This window comes from Streptomyces iconiensis (assembly GCF_028657195.3).
GTDB classification, from domain to species: Bacteria; Actinomycetota; Actinomycetes; order Streptomycetales; family Streptomycetaceae; genus Streptomyces; species Streptomyces iconiensis.
The window spans coordinates 247524-265337 of the sequence record NZ_JANCPR020000003.1; the positions used below are offsets into that span (position 1 = coordinate 247524).

A 17814-nucleotide genomic window follows, 5' to 3' on the forward strand; every position below is an offset into this window, starting at 1 on the left:
TCACATCTCGTTCAGCAGCTTTTCCAGGAACTCCGCTGTCCTGAGGGGCGGTTCGGCCCTGGCGCACAGCCGGTCCATCACCACCATGTACCCCTCGACCTCTTCGCGCTTCTCCAGGTAGAGGGAGCTGGTGAGCTGTTCCAGATAGACGATGTCGGGCAGATCCGGCTCCAGGAACCGCAGTATCGTCACCGGGCCGCCCGCAGCCGCGAGTCCGCCCAGGCTGAACGGGGCGATCTGCAGGGTGATGTTGGGCTGCCGCGCCGCGCTGATCAGGTGCTCGATCTGACTCCGCATGATCGCGCGCGAGCCGAGCGGGCGGCGCAGCGCCGATTCGTCGACCACGGCCCACAGCCGGGGTCCGTGCGGCCGGCTCAGGATGGACTGCCGGGCCATCCGCAGGCTCGTGCGCCGCTCGGCCCTGCTCTCGTCGTCCCGGGGATGGCCGAGCCTGATGACCTCGCGGGCGTACTCCGGGGTCTGGAGCAGGCCGGGGACGAACTGCACCTCGTAGGTGCGGATCACGGACGCGGCCTCTTCCAGGCCGATCAGCCGGTCGAACCAGGGCGACATCACGTCGCTGTACTTCTGCCACCAGCCCGGGCTGCCCGCCTGCCGTGCCAGCGTGAGGTACTCCTCGCGCTCCTCGGGGTCCAGCACCTCGTAGAGCGTCAGCAGGTCGGCGACATCGCGCTCCTTGCAGCCGACGCGACCCAGCTCCAGGCGGCTGATCTTGGCATGTGAGCCGCGGATCGCGTCGCCCGCGGCCTCGCGTGTGATGCCGTGCTCCTCGCGGAGCCTGCGCAGCTGGGTGCCGAGGACGATGCGCAGGATCGTCGGGCCGCCCCGCGGATGGTCGAGGATCCGCCTGACCGGTGCGTCGCGTCCCGCTTCTGCTGGCATCACGTCCGCCTTGCTCCCCTGTGTGACTGTCTGGACGCTCAGTGTCCCACTACGCCAACAGGGCGTACAGACATGCTGGTTGCACATACCCCCGCCACATGTCACTGACATGTGGCGGGGGTTATGACCGTGCTGTGCGGTACGGGCCGTTGCCGGACCCGTGTCTGTCCGGAGGTGTGTGGTTGTCGGTCCTGCGCTCAGTCCCGGAGGTCAGTCCTGAATGTGCAGGAGGTCGTCGAAGTCGCCGTCCTTGGCGCCCTGGACGAACGCCGCGATCTCAGCCGGTGTGTAGACGAGTGCCGGTCCGGAGGGGAAGCGGGAATTGCGCACGGCCACTCCCTGTCCGGGGAGGGTGGCCAGCTCGACGCAGTTGCCGTTCGGGTTGCTGCGACTGCTCTTGCGCCAGACCGCGCCGTCGATCCGGGTGGCCTCGATGCCGTTCTCGATCTGCATGTACGTCTCTCCCAACGTCACTTGCTGTCCCCCGTGGGCGGTTGTGACGCTGGAAGCGTCTCACAGCGCAGCGTTCTTGCATCTGTAAGTGCAGATGTACTTGCAGAAGTAAGAACGGTGCCGGGACAATGGCTGTTGTAGTCCAGCCATCACGCAACTCTCCGTCGGCGGCGCGGAGTTGGCGAGCTTCCGTCCTTCAACAGGAGCATCAGTGACCACACAAGGCGCCGAACCTCCCGGGCAAGCCGACCCGGTGGACGAAGACCTCGGCTGGGACCACCCGCTGACGCGGCTGGTCCTGCTGCTGGAGATCGCTGACCAGCCCGACTGGCTCCGTGACCTCGTACCCCCGGCTGCCGGCGCGACCGCGTCCGCGCGCCACGAGGCCGGATAGACCGGCGGCCCGCACCACCTGCCGTTCCGTCACACGGCACCGCTTGCCGCGTGACTCTCCTCGCGCGTCACGGCTCGGCTTCTTGCTCGCGCGGCACGGCTCTTCGCCGTACCCCGTCGCGCGTCACCTCATTGTGTGTCACCTCATCGCGTGAGGCAGGTCCCTCGCGTGTGCGATCTCCAGACGGGAGACCGCGCGCGTGAGGACCACATAGAGCCGGTGGAGCCCGCGGGGTCCGCTCTCGGCGATCTCCGCCGGTTCCGCCAGGACGACGTGGTCGTACTCAAGTCCCTTGGCCAGGTCGGCCGGCAGCAGCGTCACCCGCTCGGCGAGTTCCCCCGCCTCCGGGGCCCCGGGTGTGATGCCCGCTGCCTCCAGCGCCGTGCGCAGCCCCGCTGTCCTGGCCCCGTCGGCGATGACCGCGACCGAGCCCTCGCTGCCGAGCGCCGTGCCGACCGCTTCCGCCACGGCACGGTTCAGCTCGGCCGGATCGCTCACCCGGATGTGGCGCAACGTGCCGTCAGGGCGCAGCGAACGCGCGGGCGGTACCGCCACGTTCAGTGCGCCCAGCAGCCTGTTCGCCGTCTCGATGATCGCGGCGGGTACCCGGAACCCGGTGGTCAGCGGTACGACATCGGCCTCGGGCACGCCCAGGTGCGCGAGCTGTGCTGGCCAGTCGCCCGCCGCCCACGGGGTCGTGCCCTGTGCGAGGTCGCCGAGCACGGTCAGCGAGCCGAAGCGGCTGCGGCGTGCGACGGCGCGGCACTGCATGGGGGAGAGGTCCTGGGCCTCGTCCACCACGACGTGTCCGTAGCTCTCCTCCGGGTGCCGGATCAGCCCGGCCACCTCGTCCAGGAGCAGCAGATCCGCCGCCGACCACTTGGCGCTCCGTGGCGAACGAGGGCGTACGGACCACAGCAGTGCGCTCTGCTCATCGGGGCTCAACAGGCCCTGGCCCGCTGCCGCCAGCGCTTCCCGGCTTCCCAGTAGTTCCGCCACCACCTCCTCCGGCGTCACCCGGGGCCATACGGAGTCCAGGAACCGGGTCACGGCCCGGGACCTGCCCATCCGGCGTTCCCACGCGGCGCCTGGTGGTCCTGCCCGGCGCTCGGCCAGGGCCCGCAGCAGCGCCACCGTCCGTGCGCGCACCCGCTCCCTGCCCACCTCGTAGGGCGGCGCCTGCGCACGCGTCTCCTCGACCACGCGGCGCAGTTCGTCCTCGGGCAGCCGCCAGCGGTAGGAGCCGTCCGGTACGGCGAGCGGCTCTTCGGGGGCGCGCACCCGGGCGTAGAGCGCGCGTTGCAGAACGATCGCCATGCGGGCACCGTGCTTGAGCGCGACGGCCTCCTGGCCGTCCTCGGCCCGCACTTCCCGCTCGGCGAGCAGGTCGTCGACGCGGCACTGCCGGACGCCGACCTCGCCGAGCGAGGGCAGCACCTCGGAGATGTAGCCCAGGAACGCGCTGTTGGGGCCCAGTACGAGCAGCCCGCCGCGCTCGACCTTGCGGGGGTAGGTGTAGAGAAGGTAGGCGGCGCGGTGCAGCCCGACCGCGGTCTTGCCGGTGCCGGGGGCTCCCTGTACGCACACCGACTCGGCGGGTCCTGAGCGTACGAGGTCGTCCTGTTCGGGCTGGATGGTCGCCACGATGTCCCGCATCGGTCCTACCCGGGGCCGTTCGATCTCGCCGGCGACGATGCGGCTGGCCAGGCCGTCCTGAGCCGTCGCCCCGGCCGCGCCGTCCAGGGGCTCGTCCTCCAGGCCCGTCAGGTCGGCCGCCGTTCCCGCGCTGCCCGGTGCCCAGCCGAAGCGGCGGCGTACGGCGACTCCGCCGGGCTGCCGCGCCGTCGCCTGGTAGAAGGCACGGGACACGGGCGCGCGCCAGTCGAGCACCAGGGGCGGCGCCGAGGGGTGTTCCGCTATGCGGCGGCGGCCGATGTAGTAGCGCTGGCCCCGGTGTTCGCCTGCCTCTTCGCCGGGGACGAAGTCCAGCCGTCCGAAGAAGGGCGGGCCCTCCGGCGCCTCGCTCAACTCCTTTGCCTGGCTGCGCAGATGGCGTCCCAGCGCCTCGGCGCTCGCGCCGTCCCCTGCCACGCCCTCCTCGGCCGGGTCGCCCGAGTGCTGCCCCGCGAGCACGCCCGCGCCCTCCAGGACCCGTTCGCGTGCGGCGTCCACCGTACGGTCGAGCGCCGCGCGGCACACGTCGATGTAGCCGCGCTCGTCCGTGAGTTCGTCTCCGAGGGTGGTGCCCGGTGTGGTGTCCCCGGTCATGCGCGGGTTGCTCCTGCCGTGTCCGTGAGGTGGGTGAGCCCGGAGCGCAGCAGGGCGAAGGCGTGCCGCGCGTCGGTGGCGGCGCGCGCGTGGAGGCCGGCGGCGCTCGCGCCGCCTGCGATGCGCTGCCAGTTCTCCATGGCGAGCACGCGCTGGGCCGCCACGATCTGCGCTGCGGCCAGGCGCGCGGTCAGCGGCGGTCGCTCGCCGTCCGCCGGGCGGCTCAGCGCGGCGGCGAGCGCCTCCTCGGATCGCGCGGTGTAGGAGTGCAGGCGCGCTGCCAGGCTCGGGGTGCCGTACAGCAGCCGGTGGAAGGCGAGCACCTCCTCCGCGTCGCACAGCCCCGTGACCGGGTCGCGCGCCTTGAGGCCGGCCAGGAAGTGTTCCTCCAGCGCGTCCAGCGCCGAGGTGCCCTCCGCACGCGCCGAGACGACGCGCGCCGCCTCGTCCTCGTGGTCGGCGAAGCGGTAGAGGGCCATGTCCTCCTTGGCGGGGAAGTAGCGGAAGAGGGTCGGTTTGGAGACCTCGGCGGCCTCCGCGATCTCGGTGACGGAGACGGCGGCGAAGCCCTTCTCCAGGAAGAGGGCGACGGCGGCGTCGGAGATCACCTGGTAGGTGCGCTGCCGCTTGCGCTCGCGCAGTCCTGCTGACTTCTCGCTCATGCGGAGACGGTACCAAGAAAATGTTACCGAGTTAAATTTCTTCCTCGGTCTCCCTGTTTGCCTCGCACCGGTCCCACCGCGGGCTCTCCCGCTTCTGTCGCGCCCAGGAGTCCGGTTCGGCCAGGCGATATGTTCCTTTTGCGGCCTATTACCGGTACTGGTGTAGTGGAGCCGAGACCCGTCCGGGGCCCCGGCGTGACGCAGTCCAGCTGACCCCGGCGCACCCGGTGAACCCCAGCGAAAAGGGAACGTGGCATGGCTGACTTCCTCACCGACGTACAGACCCTCAGGGACCGGGCGCGCGACGGCATCATGAGCGGTCCTGTCACCACCGCCTACGGCACCGACGTGGACCGTGTGATCGACCTGCTGAACACGGCGCTCGCCACCGAGCTGGTCTGCGTACTGCGCTACCGCCAGCACCACTTCGCCGCCAAGGGCCTGGACTCGGAGCCGGTGGCCGACGAGTTCCTGGAGCACTCCAACGAGGAACAGGACCACGCCGACCAGATCGCCAACCGCATCTACCAACTCGGCGGCGAGGCGCTGATGGACCCCTCGAAGCTCCTGGACCGCTCCCATTCGGAGTACGTCACCTCCAGGGACCTGACCGAGATGATCCGCGAGAACCTCATCGCCGAACGAGTCGCCATCGCCTCGTACACCGAGATGATCAACTGGATCGGCTCGGCCGACCCCACCACGCGCAGGGTGCTGGAGAAGGTCCTCGCCAAGGAGGAGGAGCACGCGGACGACATGCTCACCTTCCTTGAACCGGAACACTCCTGAGCCGCGCGCCGAGGCGGAGGCTGATCCCATGACCGTGTCCCCGTTCGGTTCCTACGGCGGTTCCGACCCGTTCTCCGACCTGCTGAACAGGTTCTTCGGCACCTCGCCGCACTCCTCGCCGCCCGCGGTCCAGCGCGTTCCCATCGGCCGGCTGCTGACGGAATCGGCGCGGGAACTGATCGCCCAGGCGTCCCGCCGGGCACGGGAGGACGGCAGTGAGGACCTCGACACGGCGCACTTGCTGTGGGCGAGTACGCAGGTCGAGCCGTCACGCTCGCTGCTGGGCCAGGCGGGGGCCGACCCCGACCGCCTCGGCGCCGCCGTCGCCGAGGCGCTGCCGGGCGAGAGCGGTACCCCCTCGGCCGAGCCTGGCCTCACCCCGGCGGCGAAGCGCGCGCTGCGTAAAGCGCACGCGCACTCGCAGGCCGCCGGGGTCTCCTACATCGGCCCCGAGCACATCCTCGCCGCGCTGCTGGACGACCCCGACTCGGGCGCAGGACGGCTCCTGGAGAGCAACGGCGCCGACATGGCCCGCCTGAGCAGGGAAGCGGAGGCCACCGGACGCAGGGAGGGCGGCGCCGGGGCGCGGCCGGAGAGCAGGACGCCCACGCTGGACGAGTACGGCAGGGACCTGACCGAGGAGGCGAAGGCGGGAAAGCTCGACGTGGTGGTGGGCCGCGCCGACGAGGTCGAACAGACCCTGGAGGTGCTCTCCCGCCGCACGAAGAACAACCCCGTGCTCATCGGCGAGCCCGGCGTCGGCAAGACGGCCATCGTCGAGGGCATCGCCCAGCGCGTCATCGCAGGTGACGTGCCCACCAGCCTGCAGGACGTCCGCGTCGTCGGACTCGACCTGCCGGGGCTGGTCGCAGGGTCGAAGTACCGGGGCGACTTCGAGGAGCGGCTCAAGAAGGTCATCGGCGAGGTCAAGGAACAGGGCGAATCCGTGATCCTGTTCATCGACGAGCTGCACACCGTCGTCGGCGCCGGCTCGGGCGGCGAGGGTTCCATGGACGCCGGCAACATCCTCAAGCCGGCGCTCTCCCGGGGCGAGTTGCACGTCGTCGGCGCCACCACGCTGGACGAGTACCGCAAGAACGTGGAGAAGGACGCGGCCCTGGAACGGCGCTTCCAGCCCGTGCTGGTCGCCGAACCCACCGTCGAGCAGACCGAGCAGATCCTGGAGGGGCTGCGCGACTCCTACGAGGCGCACCACCAGGTGCGGTTCACCGACGCCGCGCTCGCCGCTGCCGCCGACCTCTCCGACCGCTATCTCACCGACCGCTTCCTGCCCGACAAGGCCATCGACCTGATGGACACCGCAGGCGCGCGCGTACGGCTGCGGTCACTGGGCCGCTCCTCCGACGTCATCAGCCGCGAGGACGAACTGGCCAAGCTCGGGCGCGAGAAGGACGAGGCCGTGGCGGCGGAGAACTTCGAGCGCGCCTCCGAACTCAAGGACCGTATCGCCGCGGTCGAGGCGGAGCTGGCCGGGGTCGAGGAGCGCCGCGAGGGGGTGATGTCCGTGGAGGTCGACGACATCGCGGACGTGCTCTCCCGGCGCACCGGCATCCCCGTCTCGCAGCTCACCGAGAGCGAGAAGAACCGGCTGCTGAAGCTGGAGGAAGCGCTGCACTCCCGGATTGTCGGCCAGGACGAGGCCGTCACCGCCGTCTCGCAGGCCGTACGCAGGAACCGCTCCGGCATGGGCGACCCCGACAGACCCACCGGATCCTTCCTCTTCCTCGGCCCGACAGGCGTCGGCAAGACCGAACTGGCCAAGGCACTCGCCGAGTTGCTCTTCGGCGACGAGAACCGGCTCATCCGTATCGACATGAGCGAGTTCCAGGAGCGGCACACCGTCTCCCGGCTCGTCGGCGCACCTCCCGGCTACGTCGGACACGAGGAGGCGGGCCAGCTCACCGAGAAGGTGCGCCGTCAGCCGTACAGCATCGTCCTCTTCGACGAGGTGGAAAAGGCGCACCCCGACGTGTTCAACGCGCTGCTCCAGGTGCTCGACGACGGCAGGCTGACCGACGCGCAGGGCCGCACCGTCGACTTCCGGCACACCCTGGTCGTCATGACGAGCAATGTCGGCTCGCAGCTCATCCTCGCCCACAAGGGCAACGTGGACGAGATCCGCGACCAGCTCAGGGAACAGCTGAACGCCGGCTTCCTGCCCGAGTTCCTCAACCGCGTCGACGAGACCGTGGTCTTCCACACGCTCGCCGAGAAGGATCTGGGCCGGATCGTCGACCTGATGCTGGAGCAGAGCGTGCGGCGGCTGCGGGCGCAGGGCGTCACGCTGGAGGTCACCGAGGCGGCCAAGAAGCTGCTCATCGCGCACGGCTACCAGCCCGAGTTCGGCGCCAGACCGCTGCGCAGGACGATCCAGACCGAACTGGACAACCGGGTGGCCTCCTTCCTCCTCAGCGACGAGGCCGGGCCGGGCGACAAACTGGTCGCCGACGTCGACAAGGACGCACTCGTCGTGAGCGTCCGCAGCGGTGAGGGCACGGAGGGCGGCGGGGAGGCCCGGGGTGGCGGGGAGGCCCGGGGTGGCGAGGGCTCCGGTGGTTCCGGGGGCACGGACCGGGTGGGGGCGGCAGGGCAGTCAGGACAGGTCGCGGCCTGAACTGCCGCTCCGCGGCGGCCGTTTCCGGATCCACCACCGGACGGCCGCCGCGGAGAACGCCGTACCAGGCGTACAGCACACGCGTCACCCCGGCAGCCAGCCCCCGGCACCCCGGCACCCGTCAACCCCAGCATCCGTCAACGCCGCTATCCGTCACCCGGCTTCCCTGTCCTCCGGCTTCCCCGTCGTCCCCGCTTCCCGTCGTCCCCGCTTCTCCGTCGTCCCGTCACCCAGAGGAGTCAGCCATGAAGGCACTTCAGTATCCGCACATCGGTGCGGCACCCGTCCTCACCGACGTTCCCGAGCCCCAACCAGGGCCGGGCGAGGTGCTGTTGAAGGTCACCGCAGCGGGGGCCTGTCACTCCGACATCGCGCTGATGAGCATGACGGCCGACCAGATAGTTTTCCCGCTTCCGCTCACCCTCGGTCACGAGGGCGTGGGTACGGTGGCGGCGCTGGGCGAGGGCGCGACCGGTGTCCAGGTGGGGGACTCGGTCGCGGTCTACGGGCCGTGGGGCTGCGGGGTGTGCCGCAACTGCGCGCAGGGCAAGGAGAACTACTGCCTGCGCGCGACCAGGGAGGGAATCTTCCCGCCCGGGCTGGGCATGCCGGGCGCGATGGCCGAGTACATGATCGTGGACGACACGCGCCACCTGGTGCCGATCGGCAACCTCGACCCGGTCACCACCGCGCCCCTCACCGACGCGGGTCTCACCCCCTACCACGCGATCAAGCTGTCGGTACCGAAGCTCGTCGCGGGGAGTACGGCCGTCGTCATCGGCAGCGGCGGGCTCGGCCATGTCGCCATCCAGCTCCTGCGCGCCATGACGGCGGCGCACGTCGTGGCGCTCGACGTCTCCGAGGAGAAGCTCGAACTCGCCCGCAGCGTCGGCGCCCACGAGGCGCTGCCCTCCGACGCCAAGGCGGCCGACCGCATCCGCGACCTGACCAGGGGCGAGGGCGCCGCCGTCGTCCTCGACTTCGTCGGAGCCCCGCCGACCACGGCGATCGCGGGCAAGAGCGTCAGCGTCGAGGGTGACATCACCATCGTCGGCATCGGGGGCGGCTCCCTCCCGGTGGGCTTCGGCACCCTCCCGTACGAGACGACCGTGTGCTCGCCCTACTGGGGCAGCAGGGTGGAGCTGGAAGAGGTGCTCCAGTTCGCGCACCAGGGCGTGCTGGACATCCACGTCCAACGCTTCAGCCTGGACGAGGCGCCGCGCGCCTATGAGCTGCTGCACGACGGCCGGATCAACGGACGTGCGGTCATAGCCCCTTGACGCACCGTCACCAAAGCTGGCGGGCCGCCGCGGCGTTCCCTCCGCCTCCCCGCCACCTTTCCCCACCTTCCCGTGAGCCTTCCCTTCTCGTGCCTGCGCCGCGCCTTTCCCGTGGTCCCGCCCCTCACCCCGCACCGCGCGGGGAACGGATCCGCCGCCCTCCTCCCGTAGCGGCCCGGCTTGACCCACACTGACGGGGTACACGGCCAGTGACGCGAGGAGAGGACGGACATGTCGGAAACGAACGAGCGCCCGGCCGGGGCGCCCGCACCACCCCCCGCACCCGACCGTGTGGTCGTCGGAGTCGACGGATCCCCGCACTCCCTGCGCGCCCTGGACAGGGCGGCCGACGAGGCCGCACTGCGCGGCACCACCCTTGAGGTGCTGTGCGGCGGAGTCCCGCCGCGCCGCAGTGTGGTCCCGGAGACCGACAGCGACAGGGAGCGCGCCCGCGAGGCATCACGCGAGGTCGCCGAGGCCGGCGCCAAGCGGGCACGGGAGCGCAAGCCGGAGCTGGACGTCGTCGCCTCCGGTGTCGCCGAGGCCGCTCCCGACGCGCTCGTCCGCGCGAGCCGCACCGCGGCGCTCACCGTCATCGGTACCCGTGGACGCGGCGGCTTCCGAGGGCTGCTGGTCGGCTCCGTCAGCCTCCGGCTCGCCGCGCACGCAGCCGGCCCGCTCCTGGTCGTACGGGGCGAGGAGGCCGAGCCGCCCGACCGGCGGCGCGAGACCGTCGTCGGGCTGAAGTGGGCGGGCGCGACCGAGCCGGTGCGGTTCGCCTTCGAAGAGGCGGCACGCGACGGATCGCCCCTGCGCGTGGTGCATGCCTGGACGTACCCGACGCTTCCCAGCATCTCGCTCAAGCTCCCGCCCAAGGAGCCGACGGAGGAGAGCGTGCGGGCCGAGGCGTTCCTCCGCGAGACCGTGGCGCCCTTCCACCGGCAGTACCCCGATGTGCCGCTCACCACCGAGCAGCACCGCGGATCGACGTCCGAGCACCTGATCGAGCTGAGCGGCAACGCGCGCGTCATCGTGCTCGGAGTCCGCCGCGAGCACCGCCGCCTCGGCCTTCAGGTCGGCCCCGTCGTCAACACCGTGCTCCAGCACGCCCGCTGCTCGGTGGCCCTCGTACCGGTACCCGCCTCCACGTCCTGACCCAGCGCCGCCCGTGGTCATGGCCCGTGGCCATGGCCCCGGGTTACGGGCCCTCCGGCACACGGGCCTCTGGGTCACGGACCCGCCCCAACCTCCCGGGTCACGGACCCCGGGTCACGGACTCCGAGGCTGTGACCCGCCGCGCCCCGTGCCCTGGCCCCTCCGCGCCTGGCACCCGGCGCCCGTGAAGCCCCGGGGTCGCACCGCCCCACCGTGCCTCGGGCCACGAGGGGCCGCCCCCGAACCCCGTAACCCGGGGCGCAGCCCTCCGCATCATGCTTCGGGGCCGCGCCCCGGACCCCGTGTCGCAGGCCAGGGGGCCTGAACTCCGGGTCCGGGGCCCTGTGGTCTGAACTCCGGCCGCCGTTGGAGGATCAGCCCACGTGGCGGGGGGCGATCGTGTGTCTATGTACGATAGAACGGCTTTCGCAACGCGCGTAGAGTCCGGCGCGGTCCTGGTCAGGGCCATGCAATGCAATGACGCACGATGCATCAGAGATCCAGGCACGGAGCCCCATCCATGGCAGCTTCACCCGGCGTGTCCAGCGCCTCCGACGCCGTACAGGCGTCCTCCCACGCAGCGCCCTCGGCCGAGCCGGTCGAGGAGACGATCGAGACCCGCGGCATCGAGCCCGTGCCCGACAACGAACGGCGGGGCAGAGCCCGGGAGCTGTTCCCCACCTGGGTGGCGACCAACATCAGCGTGCTGCTGCTGACGATGGGCGCGGGGCTGGTGGTCTTCAACGGCCTCAACTTCTGGCAGGTGCTGTTCGCCGCGGCGCTCGCCGGCACGCTCTCCTTCGGCCTGGTCGGTCTGCTCGCCGTTTCCGGCAAGTGGGGCGGTGCGCCCGGCGCGATGCTCTCGCGCGCGACCTTCGGCGTACGGGGCAACTACTTCCCGGGCATGATCCTGTGGGTCGCCCGCTTCGGCTGGGAGACCATCAACGCCGTCACCGGCGCCTATGCCGTGCTCACGGTGCTCGACCTGCTCTTCGGCGTGCAGAGCAACACCCCACTGATCGTCGTCACCCTGCTGGCCTTCGTCGGGGTGACGTTCCTGGTCAGCGGCATGGGCCGCAAGGTGCTCCACATCTGCAACACCTGGTCGACCTACCTCTTCGGGCTCTTCACCGTGCTCGTGCTGGTCTACCTCGTCGGCACCATGGACTGGGGCGCGGTCTTCTCCAAGCCGGCGGGCGGCACGGCGATGCTGATCGCGGGCATCGGCACCATCGCGGCGGGCGGCATCAGCTGGATCCCGACGGGACCCGACTTCGCCCGCTATCTGCCGCACAGCGTCTCCGGCAAGAGCATCTTCGGCGTGACCATCTCGGGCGCCCTGCTCGCGCTGGTGCCCATGGTGCTGATGGGCGGCGTGGTCTCCTTCCAGTCACCCGCGCTGGCCAAGACGAACGACCCGGTCTCGTTCCTCGGCGACGCGCTGCCGCTGTGGCTCGCCGTGCCGTACCTGCTCATCGCGCTGATCGGCATGGTGCTGATCAACAGCCTGTCGATGTACTCGGCCGGGTTCACGGCGCAGACCATGGGCGTACGCCTGCCGCGGGCCTCTGCCGTCAGCATCAACGCGGTCATCAGCCTCGTCGGCGGGCTGCTGCTGATGCTCGTCGCCAAGAGCTTCTACGGCTCGTTCATCTCCTTCCTCTCGCTGCTCGCCGTCTCCTTCTCCGCCTGGGTCGGGGTGTACGGGATCGACATGCTGCGGCGCCGGAACAGGGCGGTCCGCTACCACCCCGAGGGACTGCTCGACCTCTCGCCCACCAGCCGGTACTGGTACAAGGGCGGCTACTGCTGGCAGGCCATGACCGCCTGGGGCTTCGCCCTTCTGCTCGGTCTCGGCTTCACCAAGGTCGACTGGTTCACCGGTCCCTTCGTCTCCACCTGGATCGGCGAGAACGGTCTGGGCTGGGCCGCGACCGCGCTGGTCGCCGCCGTGCTCTTCGCCGTACTCCCCGCGCCTCGCGAGCAGGACGGGACCGAGCAGGACGGGACCGGGCAGGCCGCAGCCGGGCGGGGCGGGCTGAGCGAGCGGGCGTGAGCCGGCCGGGCGGCCGGGGCGACCAGGGGTAGGTCTCTCGGCGTGTGCTCCGGGGCTGTGTGTGCGTGAATGGGCAGGGGAAGCCGCAGGTACACGCACCAGAGAACGCGGAAGCCTCCACGGCACGCGGAAGCCGCGGAGGACCGCCGAGCACGCCGAGAATGCCGAGCACGCCGGCATGCAGCCCCGAGCCAGCGGAGGTCGCACCGTGAGCAACGCAGCCGTCCCCGCCGTCACCCTGAACAACGGCATCACCATGCCGCAGCTGGGCTTCGGTGTCTTCCAGGTCCCCGACGACGAGGCGGCGAGCGCCGTCACTTCCGCGCTGGAGGCCGGGTACCGGAGCATCGACACCGCGACGCTGTACGAGAACGAGGGGGGCACGGGCCGCGCGCTGGCCGAGTCGGGCATCCCGCGCGACGAGCTGTTCGTGACCACCAAGCTGTGGAACACCGATCAGGGCTACGACCAGGCACTGCGCGCCGTCGACGCCTCCCTCGAACGGCTCGGTCTCGACCACGTCGATCTCTATCTGATCCACTGGCCCGTGCCCACGCAGGACAGGTACGTGGAGACCTGGAAGGCGCTGGAGGAGATCTACGCCGACGGCCGGGCGCGGGCCATCGGTGTCTCCAACTTCAATCCCGAGCACGTCCAGCGGCTCTTCGACGAGAGCGGTGTCGTTCCCGCCGTCAACCAGATCGAGCTGCACCCGCGCCTCCAGCAGGACGCGCTGCGCGTCTTCGACGCCGACAACGGCGTCGTCACCGAGGCGTGGTCACCGCTCGGACGCGGCAACGGCGTGCTGGACGACCCGGCGGTCACCCGGCTGGCCCGTAAGCACGACAGGACCCCGGCCCAGGTCGTGCTGCGCTGGCACCTCCAGCTCGGCAATGTCGTCATCCCGAAGTCGGCCACGCCCTCCCGTATGAGGGAGAACCTCGACGTGTTCGACTTCGCGCTGGACGACGAGGACATGGGCGCGATCCGCCGGCTGGAGACCGGAGCGCGCGTCGGTCCCGACCCGGCCGCGCTCGTCTGACCGCCATGGAAGCGGACGCGGAGAGGGAAGCGGAAGCGGAGATGACAGCCGACGTGGAGACGGCGACGGACGCGGAGACGACAGTGGACGCGGACTGCGTCTTCTGCCGGATCATCAACGGTGAGCTGCCCGCCTACCGTGTGCACGAGGACGGAGCGGCCGTCGCCTTCCTGGACCGGCGCCCCCTCTTCCACGGTCACACCCTGGTCGTGGCACGGTCCCATGTGGAGACGCTGACGGATCTGCCGGAGGAATCCGTCGGCTCGTACTTCAGGGCGCTGCGCCGCGTCACCGGCGCTGTGGAGCGGGGCATGGAGGCGGCCGGTTCCTTCGTCGCCGAGAACAACCGCGTCAGCCAGTCCGTGCCGCATCTGCACTTCCACGTGGTGCCCCGCGAGTACAAGGACGGCCTGCGCGGCTTCTTCTGGCCCCGTTCGCAGTACGCGGACGAAACGGAGGCGCGCAGGGTCGCCGCGCGCATCCGCGCCGAGATCTGACCCCGGGCTCTCGGGCCCCCGGGCCCCGCCCCCCCCGGGGCCCTCGGCTGTCCCCGCGCCCCGGCACGCAAGGGCCTCTCACCGCAGGAGCGCTGTCACCGACTCCACGGTGTCGGCCTCCTCGGGGCGCTTGTCCTCGCGGTAGCGGACGACGCGGGCGAAGCGGAGGGTGACGCCCTCGGGGTAGCGCGTGGAGCGCTGGACCCCGTCGAGCGCGATCTCCACGACCAGCTCGGGCCGCACCCACACACCCCACGGCTCCTCGGCGGTTGCCAGTTCCCGCAGCCGCTCCGTCTGCCAGGCCAGCAGCACATCGGTGAGGCCCTTGAAGGTCTTGCCGAGCATGGCGAACGTGCCGTCGGCGCGGCGGGCACCCAGGTGCAGGTTGGAGAGCTTGCCCGCGCGCCGCCCGTGCCCCCACTCCGCGCCGAGCACCACGAGGTCCAGCGTGTGCACGGGCTTCACCTTCAGCCACGAGGCGCCCCGCCGCCCCGCCGTGTACGCCGACTCCAGCCCCTTGACCACCACGCCCTCGTGCCCACGCGTGAGTACCTCTTCCGCGAACTGCCGTGCTGCGGCGCGGACTTCGCTGTCGCCCGGGTCCGGGACCGCGAGGCGCCGTACGCGCAGCTCCGTGGGCAGGGCCTCGGCGAGCGCGGCGTGCCGCTCGACGGCCGGCAGGTCCAGCAGTTCGTGCCCGTCGAGCGAGAGCAGGTCGAAGAAGACGGGCGAGAGGGGGAGTTCGCTGCTCGCGCCCGCCACGTCGAGCCGGGAGGCGACACGCCCCGAGACCTCCTGGAACGGGCGCGGCCACCCGTCGGACCGCAGCGCGATCACCTCGCCGTCCAGCACGGTGCGCCCCGCCGAGATGCGCCGCGCGGCAGCGGTCACCTCCGGCAGCCTGTCGGTGACCTCGTCGAGGGTGCGGGTGTAGACCCGTACGTCGTCGCCGTCCTTGTGCACCTGGACCCTGATCCCGTCGAGCTTCTCCTCGACGGCGCACGGGCCGAGCTTGTCCAGCGCCTCGTCCAGGTCCTTCGCGGTGTGCGCGAGCATCGGCAGCACCGGGCGCCCCACCTCCAGCCGGAACCGGCCCAGTGCCGAGGGGCCCTCGGCCAGCAGCGCCTGTGCGACGGCGCCGAGCGAGCCGCCCAGCATCACAGCGCGCCGCACCTCGCCGGGCTCGGCGCCCACGGCCGATGCCAGCCCCTCGACGGCGAAGGCGTCCAGCGCGCCCTGCCGCAGCTCGCCACCGATCAGCCGGACGAGGAACCGCTGCTCCTCCTCCGTCGCCGCCGCCATCAGCTCGCCGACCAGCCGCCTGCGCTCGCCCTGCGCGCCCTTGCCCGCGACGGCCGCGATCCGGTCGAGCGCCGCGTCCACGTCCGCGATGGTGAGCACAGGGTCGGCGGCGGGTGCGGGCGGTTCGCGCAGCGCACTCCAGCCGACCCCCGTTCTGCGCTGGGGGAGCCGCCCGGCGAGGTAGGTGACCACCACCGGTACCTCGCCCGGGTCGGCCCGCCGGAAGAGCGCGGCCAGCAGCGCCACCTTCTCCGTGCGCGCCGGGGACTCGGTGATCTCGCGGGACGTACGGGCGATATCGGCCAGCAGCATGGCCTCATGGTCACCCAGGAAGCCCGCCTCCGCAGCGCTCGCGCGAGACCCCGCGGACATCCACGCGGCACCCCGTAACTCCGGCCCCCGGTAACTCCGGCCCCCGGTACTCGGGCACCGCGTAACGCCGGCAGCGCGCCACGGGCCCATGCCCCGCCGGTCCCGTGCGCCCACCGCCGGTGTTCCCCGTGTCGCACCGCCGCCGGCGCTCCCGGTGCCGCACCACCGGCGGCGCTCCCCGCGCGCTTCCGTTGCCCGCCGCGCAGAATCGGGACCGTGGATCTTCCGGTCATGCCGCCCGTGAAACCGATGCTCGCCAAGCCCGTCTCCCGTATCCCCGAGGGCATGCAGTACGAGGCCAAGTGGGACGGTTTCCGCTGCGTCCTCTTCCGGGACGGCGACGAGGTCGCGCTGGGCAGCCGCACCGGCAAGTCCCTGAGCCGGTACTTCCCCGAACTGGTCACCGGGCTGCGCGCGCTGCTGCCAGAGCGGTGCGTGCTCGACGGCGAGATCGTCGTACCCGTGGAGGGGAGGCTGGACTTCGAGACGCTCCAGGCCCGTATCCACCCGGCCGCCTCCCGGGTGCGGATGCTGGCGGAGACGACCCCGGCGGCCTTCGTCGCCTTCGACCTGCTGGCGCTCGGCGACCTCGGGACCATGGATCTGCCGCTGTCCGAGCGGCGGCAGGCCCTGGCGAACGCGCTGCAGGGGACGCGGCACCCGCTCTACCTGGCGCCGGTGACCTACGACGCCGAGCTGGCGGCCGAGTGGTTCGCGCGCTACGAGGGCGCTGGGCTGGACGGAGTGATCGCCAAGCGCCCCGAGCTGCCGTACAGGCCGGGGGAGCGGGTGATGCTGAAGATCAAGCACGAGCGCACGGCCGACTGCGTCCTGGCGGGACTGCGCGCGCACAAGAGCGATGCGCGGGCCGTCGGCTCCCTGCTGCTGGGGCTCTACAACGAGGAGGGCACGCTCCAGTACGTGGGCGCCTCCTCGTCCTTCCCCGCCGCGCGCAGGCGGGCGCTGCACGAGGAGCTGGAGCCGCTGCGCACCGGCCACCCCGAAGAGCACCCCTGGGCACGCTGGCGGGAGGAGGAGGCGCACGAGGAGGGCAGGATGCCGGGGGCGCCGAGCAGATGGAGCGGCAAGAAGGACGCGTCCTGGGTGCCCCTGCGCCCCGAGCGGGTGTGTGAGGTGGCGTACGACCACATGGAGGGCGACCGCTTCCGGCACACCGTCCTCTTCCGCCGCTGGCGCCCCGACCGCGACCCGCGCTCGTGCACGTACGAGCAGCTCGAAGAGCCCGTGCGCTTCGACCTGGCCGAGGCGCTCGGCGGCCGTTGAGGCGCGGGGCAGCCTGGGCGCGGTCGGCGCTGCCGCGGCAGCGCTCAGACGCCGGCGCTCGCCGCCGGCCGGGGTTCGGGCAGCCCGGCGCCCAGTGCGGCGAAGCACTCGTCGAGCATGGCCAGCAGCTCATCGGCCGAGGATTCGGGGTCCCAGGTGCGGATGGAGGCGCGCAGCGCGGTCAGCCCCGCGCCCGCGACCAGCCGGGGGTAGAGCGCGTCGGCGGTCAGCCGGGTGCGGGCCGCGACGGCTTCGGTGAGCGCTTCTGCCATATGGCTGTTGCTGTGCACGAGCTTGGGGACCAGCTCCGGATATGCCTGCAGCAGGCGCCGCCGCTCGCGCCAGCCCGCGTCGGCTACCAGCGCGGGGATGGCCGTACGGAGGGTCTGGCGCAGGGCTTCGAGCGGAGGTTCGGACTCGGGGCGCGCGGCGAGCAGCTCGACGAGCTGGCCCGTGAGCCGGTGGTCCCAGTCGAAGACGGCGTCGTCCTTGGTGTCGAAGTAGTTGAAGAACGTACGCGGGGAGACTCCGGCCGCCTCGCAGATGTCATGCACCGTGACGGCCGAGGGGCCGCGCTCCAGATAGAGACGGACGGCGGCACCGCGCAGGGCGGTGCGGGTCTCCATCTTCTTCCGCTCCCGGAGCCCGCCGGCGGCGGCTGCGGTGGGGTCTGCGGCCATCTCTGCTCCCCGTTCGGTGCCTCTCCATGCGCTCCCTACAGT

General features: G+C 71.5%; 15 protein-coding genes. 9 read left to right on the top strand and 6 right to left on the bottom strand.

What is annotated here, in order from left to right:
• Both NMN56_RS04055 and NMN56_RS04060 read right to left on the bottom strand, forming a co-directional pair.
• The gene (locus NMN56_RS04055) at positions 1-903 is read right to left on the bottom strand and encodes a helix-turn-helix domain-containing protein (protein ID WP_274045201.1); all 903 of its coding nucleotides are present in this window, start codon (positions 901-903) and stop codon (positions 1-3) included.
• Positions 904-1113: 210 nt separating this feature from the next.
• A complete protein-coding gene (locus NMN56_RS04060) occupies positions 1114-1356 on the bottom strand; it encodes a DUF397 domain-containing protein (RefSeq protein ID WP_274045200.1) in 243 nt (80 codons plus the stop codon).
• Between the two features lie 211 nt (positions 1357-1567).
• Here NMN56_RS04060 and NMN56_RS04065 point away from each other — a divergent pair, with 211 nt between their 5' ends.
• Entirely contained in the window at positions 1568-1750 is a 183-nt protein-coding gene (locus NMN56_RS04065; RefSeq protein WP_274045198.1) for a hypothetical protein, read from the top strand.
• Between the two features lie 138 nt (positions 1751-1888).
• Here NMN56_RS04065 and NMN56_RS04070 read toward each other — a convergent pair whose 3' ends face one another.
• Together NMN56_RS04070 and NMN56_RS04075 are read right to left on the bottom strand one after the other, a co-directional pair.
• A complete protein-coding gene (locus NMN56_RS04070; RefSeq protein WP_274045197.1) occupies positions 1889-4018 on the bottom strand; it encodes a HelD family protein in 2130 nt (709 codons plus the stop codon).
• Positions 4015-4680: a TetR/AcrR family transcriptional regulator gene (locus NMN56_RS04075; RefSeq protein WP_274045196.1), complete on the bottom strand. Its 666-nt coding sequence runs from the start codon at positions 4678-4680 to the stop codon at positions 4015-4017. The genes NMN56_RS04070 and NMN56_RS04075 overlap by 4 nt, the downstream gene beginning before the upstream one ends.
• 255 nt (positions 4681-4935) lie before the next feature.
• On the opposite strand from NMN56_RS04075, the gene NMN56_RS04080 reads away from it, so the two are divergent.
• The 7 genes from NMN56_RS04080 (at position 4936) to NMN56_RS04110 (ending at position 14134) form a co-directional block, all read left to right on the top strand.
• Positions 4936-5469: a ferritin-like domain-containing protein gene (locus NMN56_RS04080; RefSeq protein ID WP_274045195.1), complete on the top strand. Its 534-nt coding sequence runs from the start codon at positions 4936-4938 to the stop codon at positions 5467-5469.
• 28 nt (positions 5470-5497) lie between these two features.
• The gene (locus tag NMN56_RS04085; protein WP_274045194.1) at positions 5498-8104 is read left to right on the top strand and encodes an ATP-dependent Clp protease ATP-binding subunit; all 2607 of its coding nucleotides are present in this window, start codon (positions 5498-5500) and stop codon (positions 8102-8104) included.
• Between the two features lie 245 nt (positions 8105-8349).
• Positions 8350-9384 carry an NAD(P)-dependent alcohol dehydrogenase gene (locus tag NMN56_RS04090; RefSeq protein ID WP_274045193.1) on the top strand — a complete coding sequence of 345 codons (1035 nt, stop codon included), beginning with the start codon at positions 8350-8352 and terminating at the stop codon, positions 9382-9384.
• A gap of 231 nt (positions 9385-9615) precedes the next feature.
• On the top strand, positions 9616-10539 hold the full coding sequence (locus NMN56_RS04095; protein WP_274045192.1) for a universal stress protein: 924 nt from the start codon (positions 9616-9618) through the stop codon (positions 10537-10539).
• 520 nt (positions 10540-11059) lie between these two features.
• Positions 11060-12595, top strand: coding sequence for a purine-cytosine permease family protein (locus NMN56_RS04100; protein ID WP_274045191.1), 1536 nt, complete (start codon positions 11060-11062; stop codon positions 12593-12595).
• Between the two features lie 256 nt (positions 12596-12851).
• Positions 12852-13637, top strand: coding sequence for an aldo/keto reductase (locus NMN56_RS04105; protein WP_430542463.1), 786 nt, complete (start codon positions 12852-12854; stop codon positions 13635-13637).
• A gap of 41 nt (positions 13638-13678) precedes the next feature.
• Positions 13679-14134 (top strand): HIT family protein, encoded by a 456-nt coding sequence (locus NMN56_RS04110; RefSeq protein WP_274045276.1) that lies wholly within the window; start codon positions 13679-13681, stop codon positions 14132-14134.
• Between the two features lie 78 nt (positions 14135-14212).
• Here the strand turns inward: NMN56_RS04110 and NMN56_RS04115 are convergent, their stop codons facing one another.
• Positions 14213-15748, bottom strand: a complete 1536-nt coding sequence (locus NMN56_RS04115) for an ATP-dependent DNA ligase (protein ID WP_274045275.1) — start codon at positions 15746-15748, stop codon at positions 14213-14215.
• Positions 15749-16024: 276 nt separating this feature from the next.
• Between NMN56_RS04115 and NMN56_RS04120 the strand changes: the two genes are divergently transcribed.
• A complete protein-coding gene (locus NMN56_RS04120) occupies positions 16025-17092 on the top strand; it encodes an ATP-dependent DNA ligase (protein ID WP_274045189.1) in 1068 nt (355 codons plus the stop codon).
• A 44-nt stretch (positions 17093-17136) separates the two neighbouring features.
• Here NMN56_RS04120 and NMN56_RS04125 read toward each other — a convergent pair whose 3' ends face one another.
• The gene (locus NMN56_RS04125) at positions 17137-17772 is read right to left on the bottom strand and encodes a TetR/AcrR family transcriptional regulator (protein ID WP_274045188.1); all 636 of its coding nucleotides are present in this window, start codon (positions 17770-17772) and stop codon (positions 17137-17139) included.
• Positions 17773-17814: the final 42 nt, after the last annotated feature.

Excerpts from the sequence above, each read along its gene's own strand:
- NMN56_RS04070 (WP_274045197.1), bottom strand. The coding sequence starts at position 4,018 with ATGACCGGGGACACCACACCGGGCACCACCCTCGGAGACGAACTCACG.
- NMN56_RS04075 (WP_274045196.1), bottom strand. The coding sequence starts at position 4,680 with ATGAGCGAGAAGTCAGCAGGACTGCGCGAGCGCAAGCGGCAGCGCACC.
- NMN56_RS04115 (WP_274045275.1), bottom strand. The coding sequence starts at position 15,748 with ATGCTGCTGGCCGATATCGCCCGTACGTCCCGCGAGATCACCGAGTCC.
- NMN56_RS04110 (WP_274045276.1), top strand. The coding sequence starts at position 13,679 with ATGACAGCCGACGTGGAGACGGCGACGGACGCGGAGACGACAGTGGAC.
- NMN56_RS04105 (WP_430542463.1), top strand. The coding sequence starts at position 12,852 with ATGCCGCAGCTGGGCTTCGGTGTCTTCCAGGTCCCCGACGACGAGGCG.
- NMN56_RS04095 (WP_274045192.1), top strand. The coding sequence starts at position 9,616 with ATGTCGGAAACGAACGAGCGCCCGGCCGGGGCGCCCGCACCACCCCCC.
- NMN56_RS04125 (WP_274045188.1), bottom strand. The coding sequence starts at position 17,772 with ATGGCCGCAGACCCCACCGCAGCCGCCGCCGGCGGGCTCCGGGAGCGG.
- NMN56_RS04060 (WP_274045200.1), bottom strand. The coding sequence starts at position 1,356 with ATGCAGATCGAGAACGGCATCGAGGCCACCCGGATCGACGGCGCGGTC.
- NMN56_RS04055 (WP_274045201.1), bottom strand. The coding sequence starts at position 903 with ATGCCAGCAGAAGCGGGACGCGACGCACCGGTCAGGCGGATCCTCGAC.
- NMN56_RS04090 (WP_274045193.1), top strand. The coding sequence starts at position 8,350 with ATGAAGGCACTTCAGTATCCGCACATCGGTGCGGCACCCGTCCTCACC.
- NMN56_RS04080 (WP_274045195.1), top strand. The coding sequence starts at position 4,936 with ATGGCTGACTTCCTCACCGACGTACAGACCCTCAGGGACCGGGCGCGC.
- NMN56_RS04100 (WP_274045191.1), top strand. The coding sequence starts at position 11,060 with ATGGCAGCTTCACCCGGCGTGTCCAGCGCCTCCGACGCCGTACAGGCG.
- NMN56_RS04085 (WP_274045194.1), top strand. The coding sequence starts at position 5,498 with ATGACCGTGTCCCCGTTCGGTTCCTACGGCGGTTCCGACCCGTTCTCC.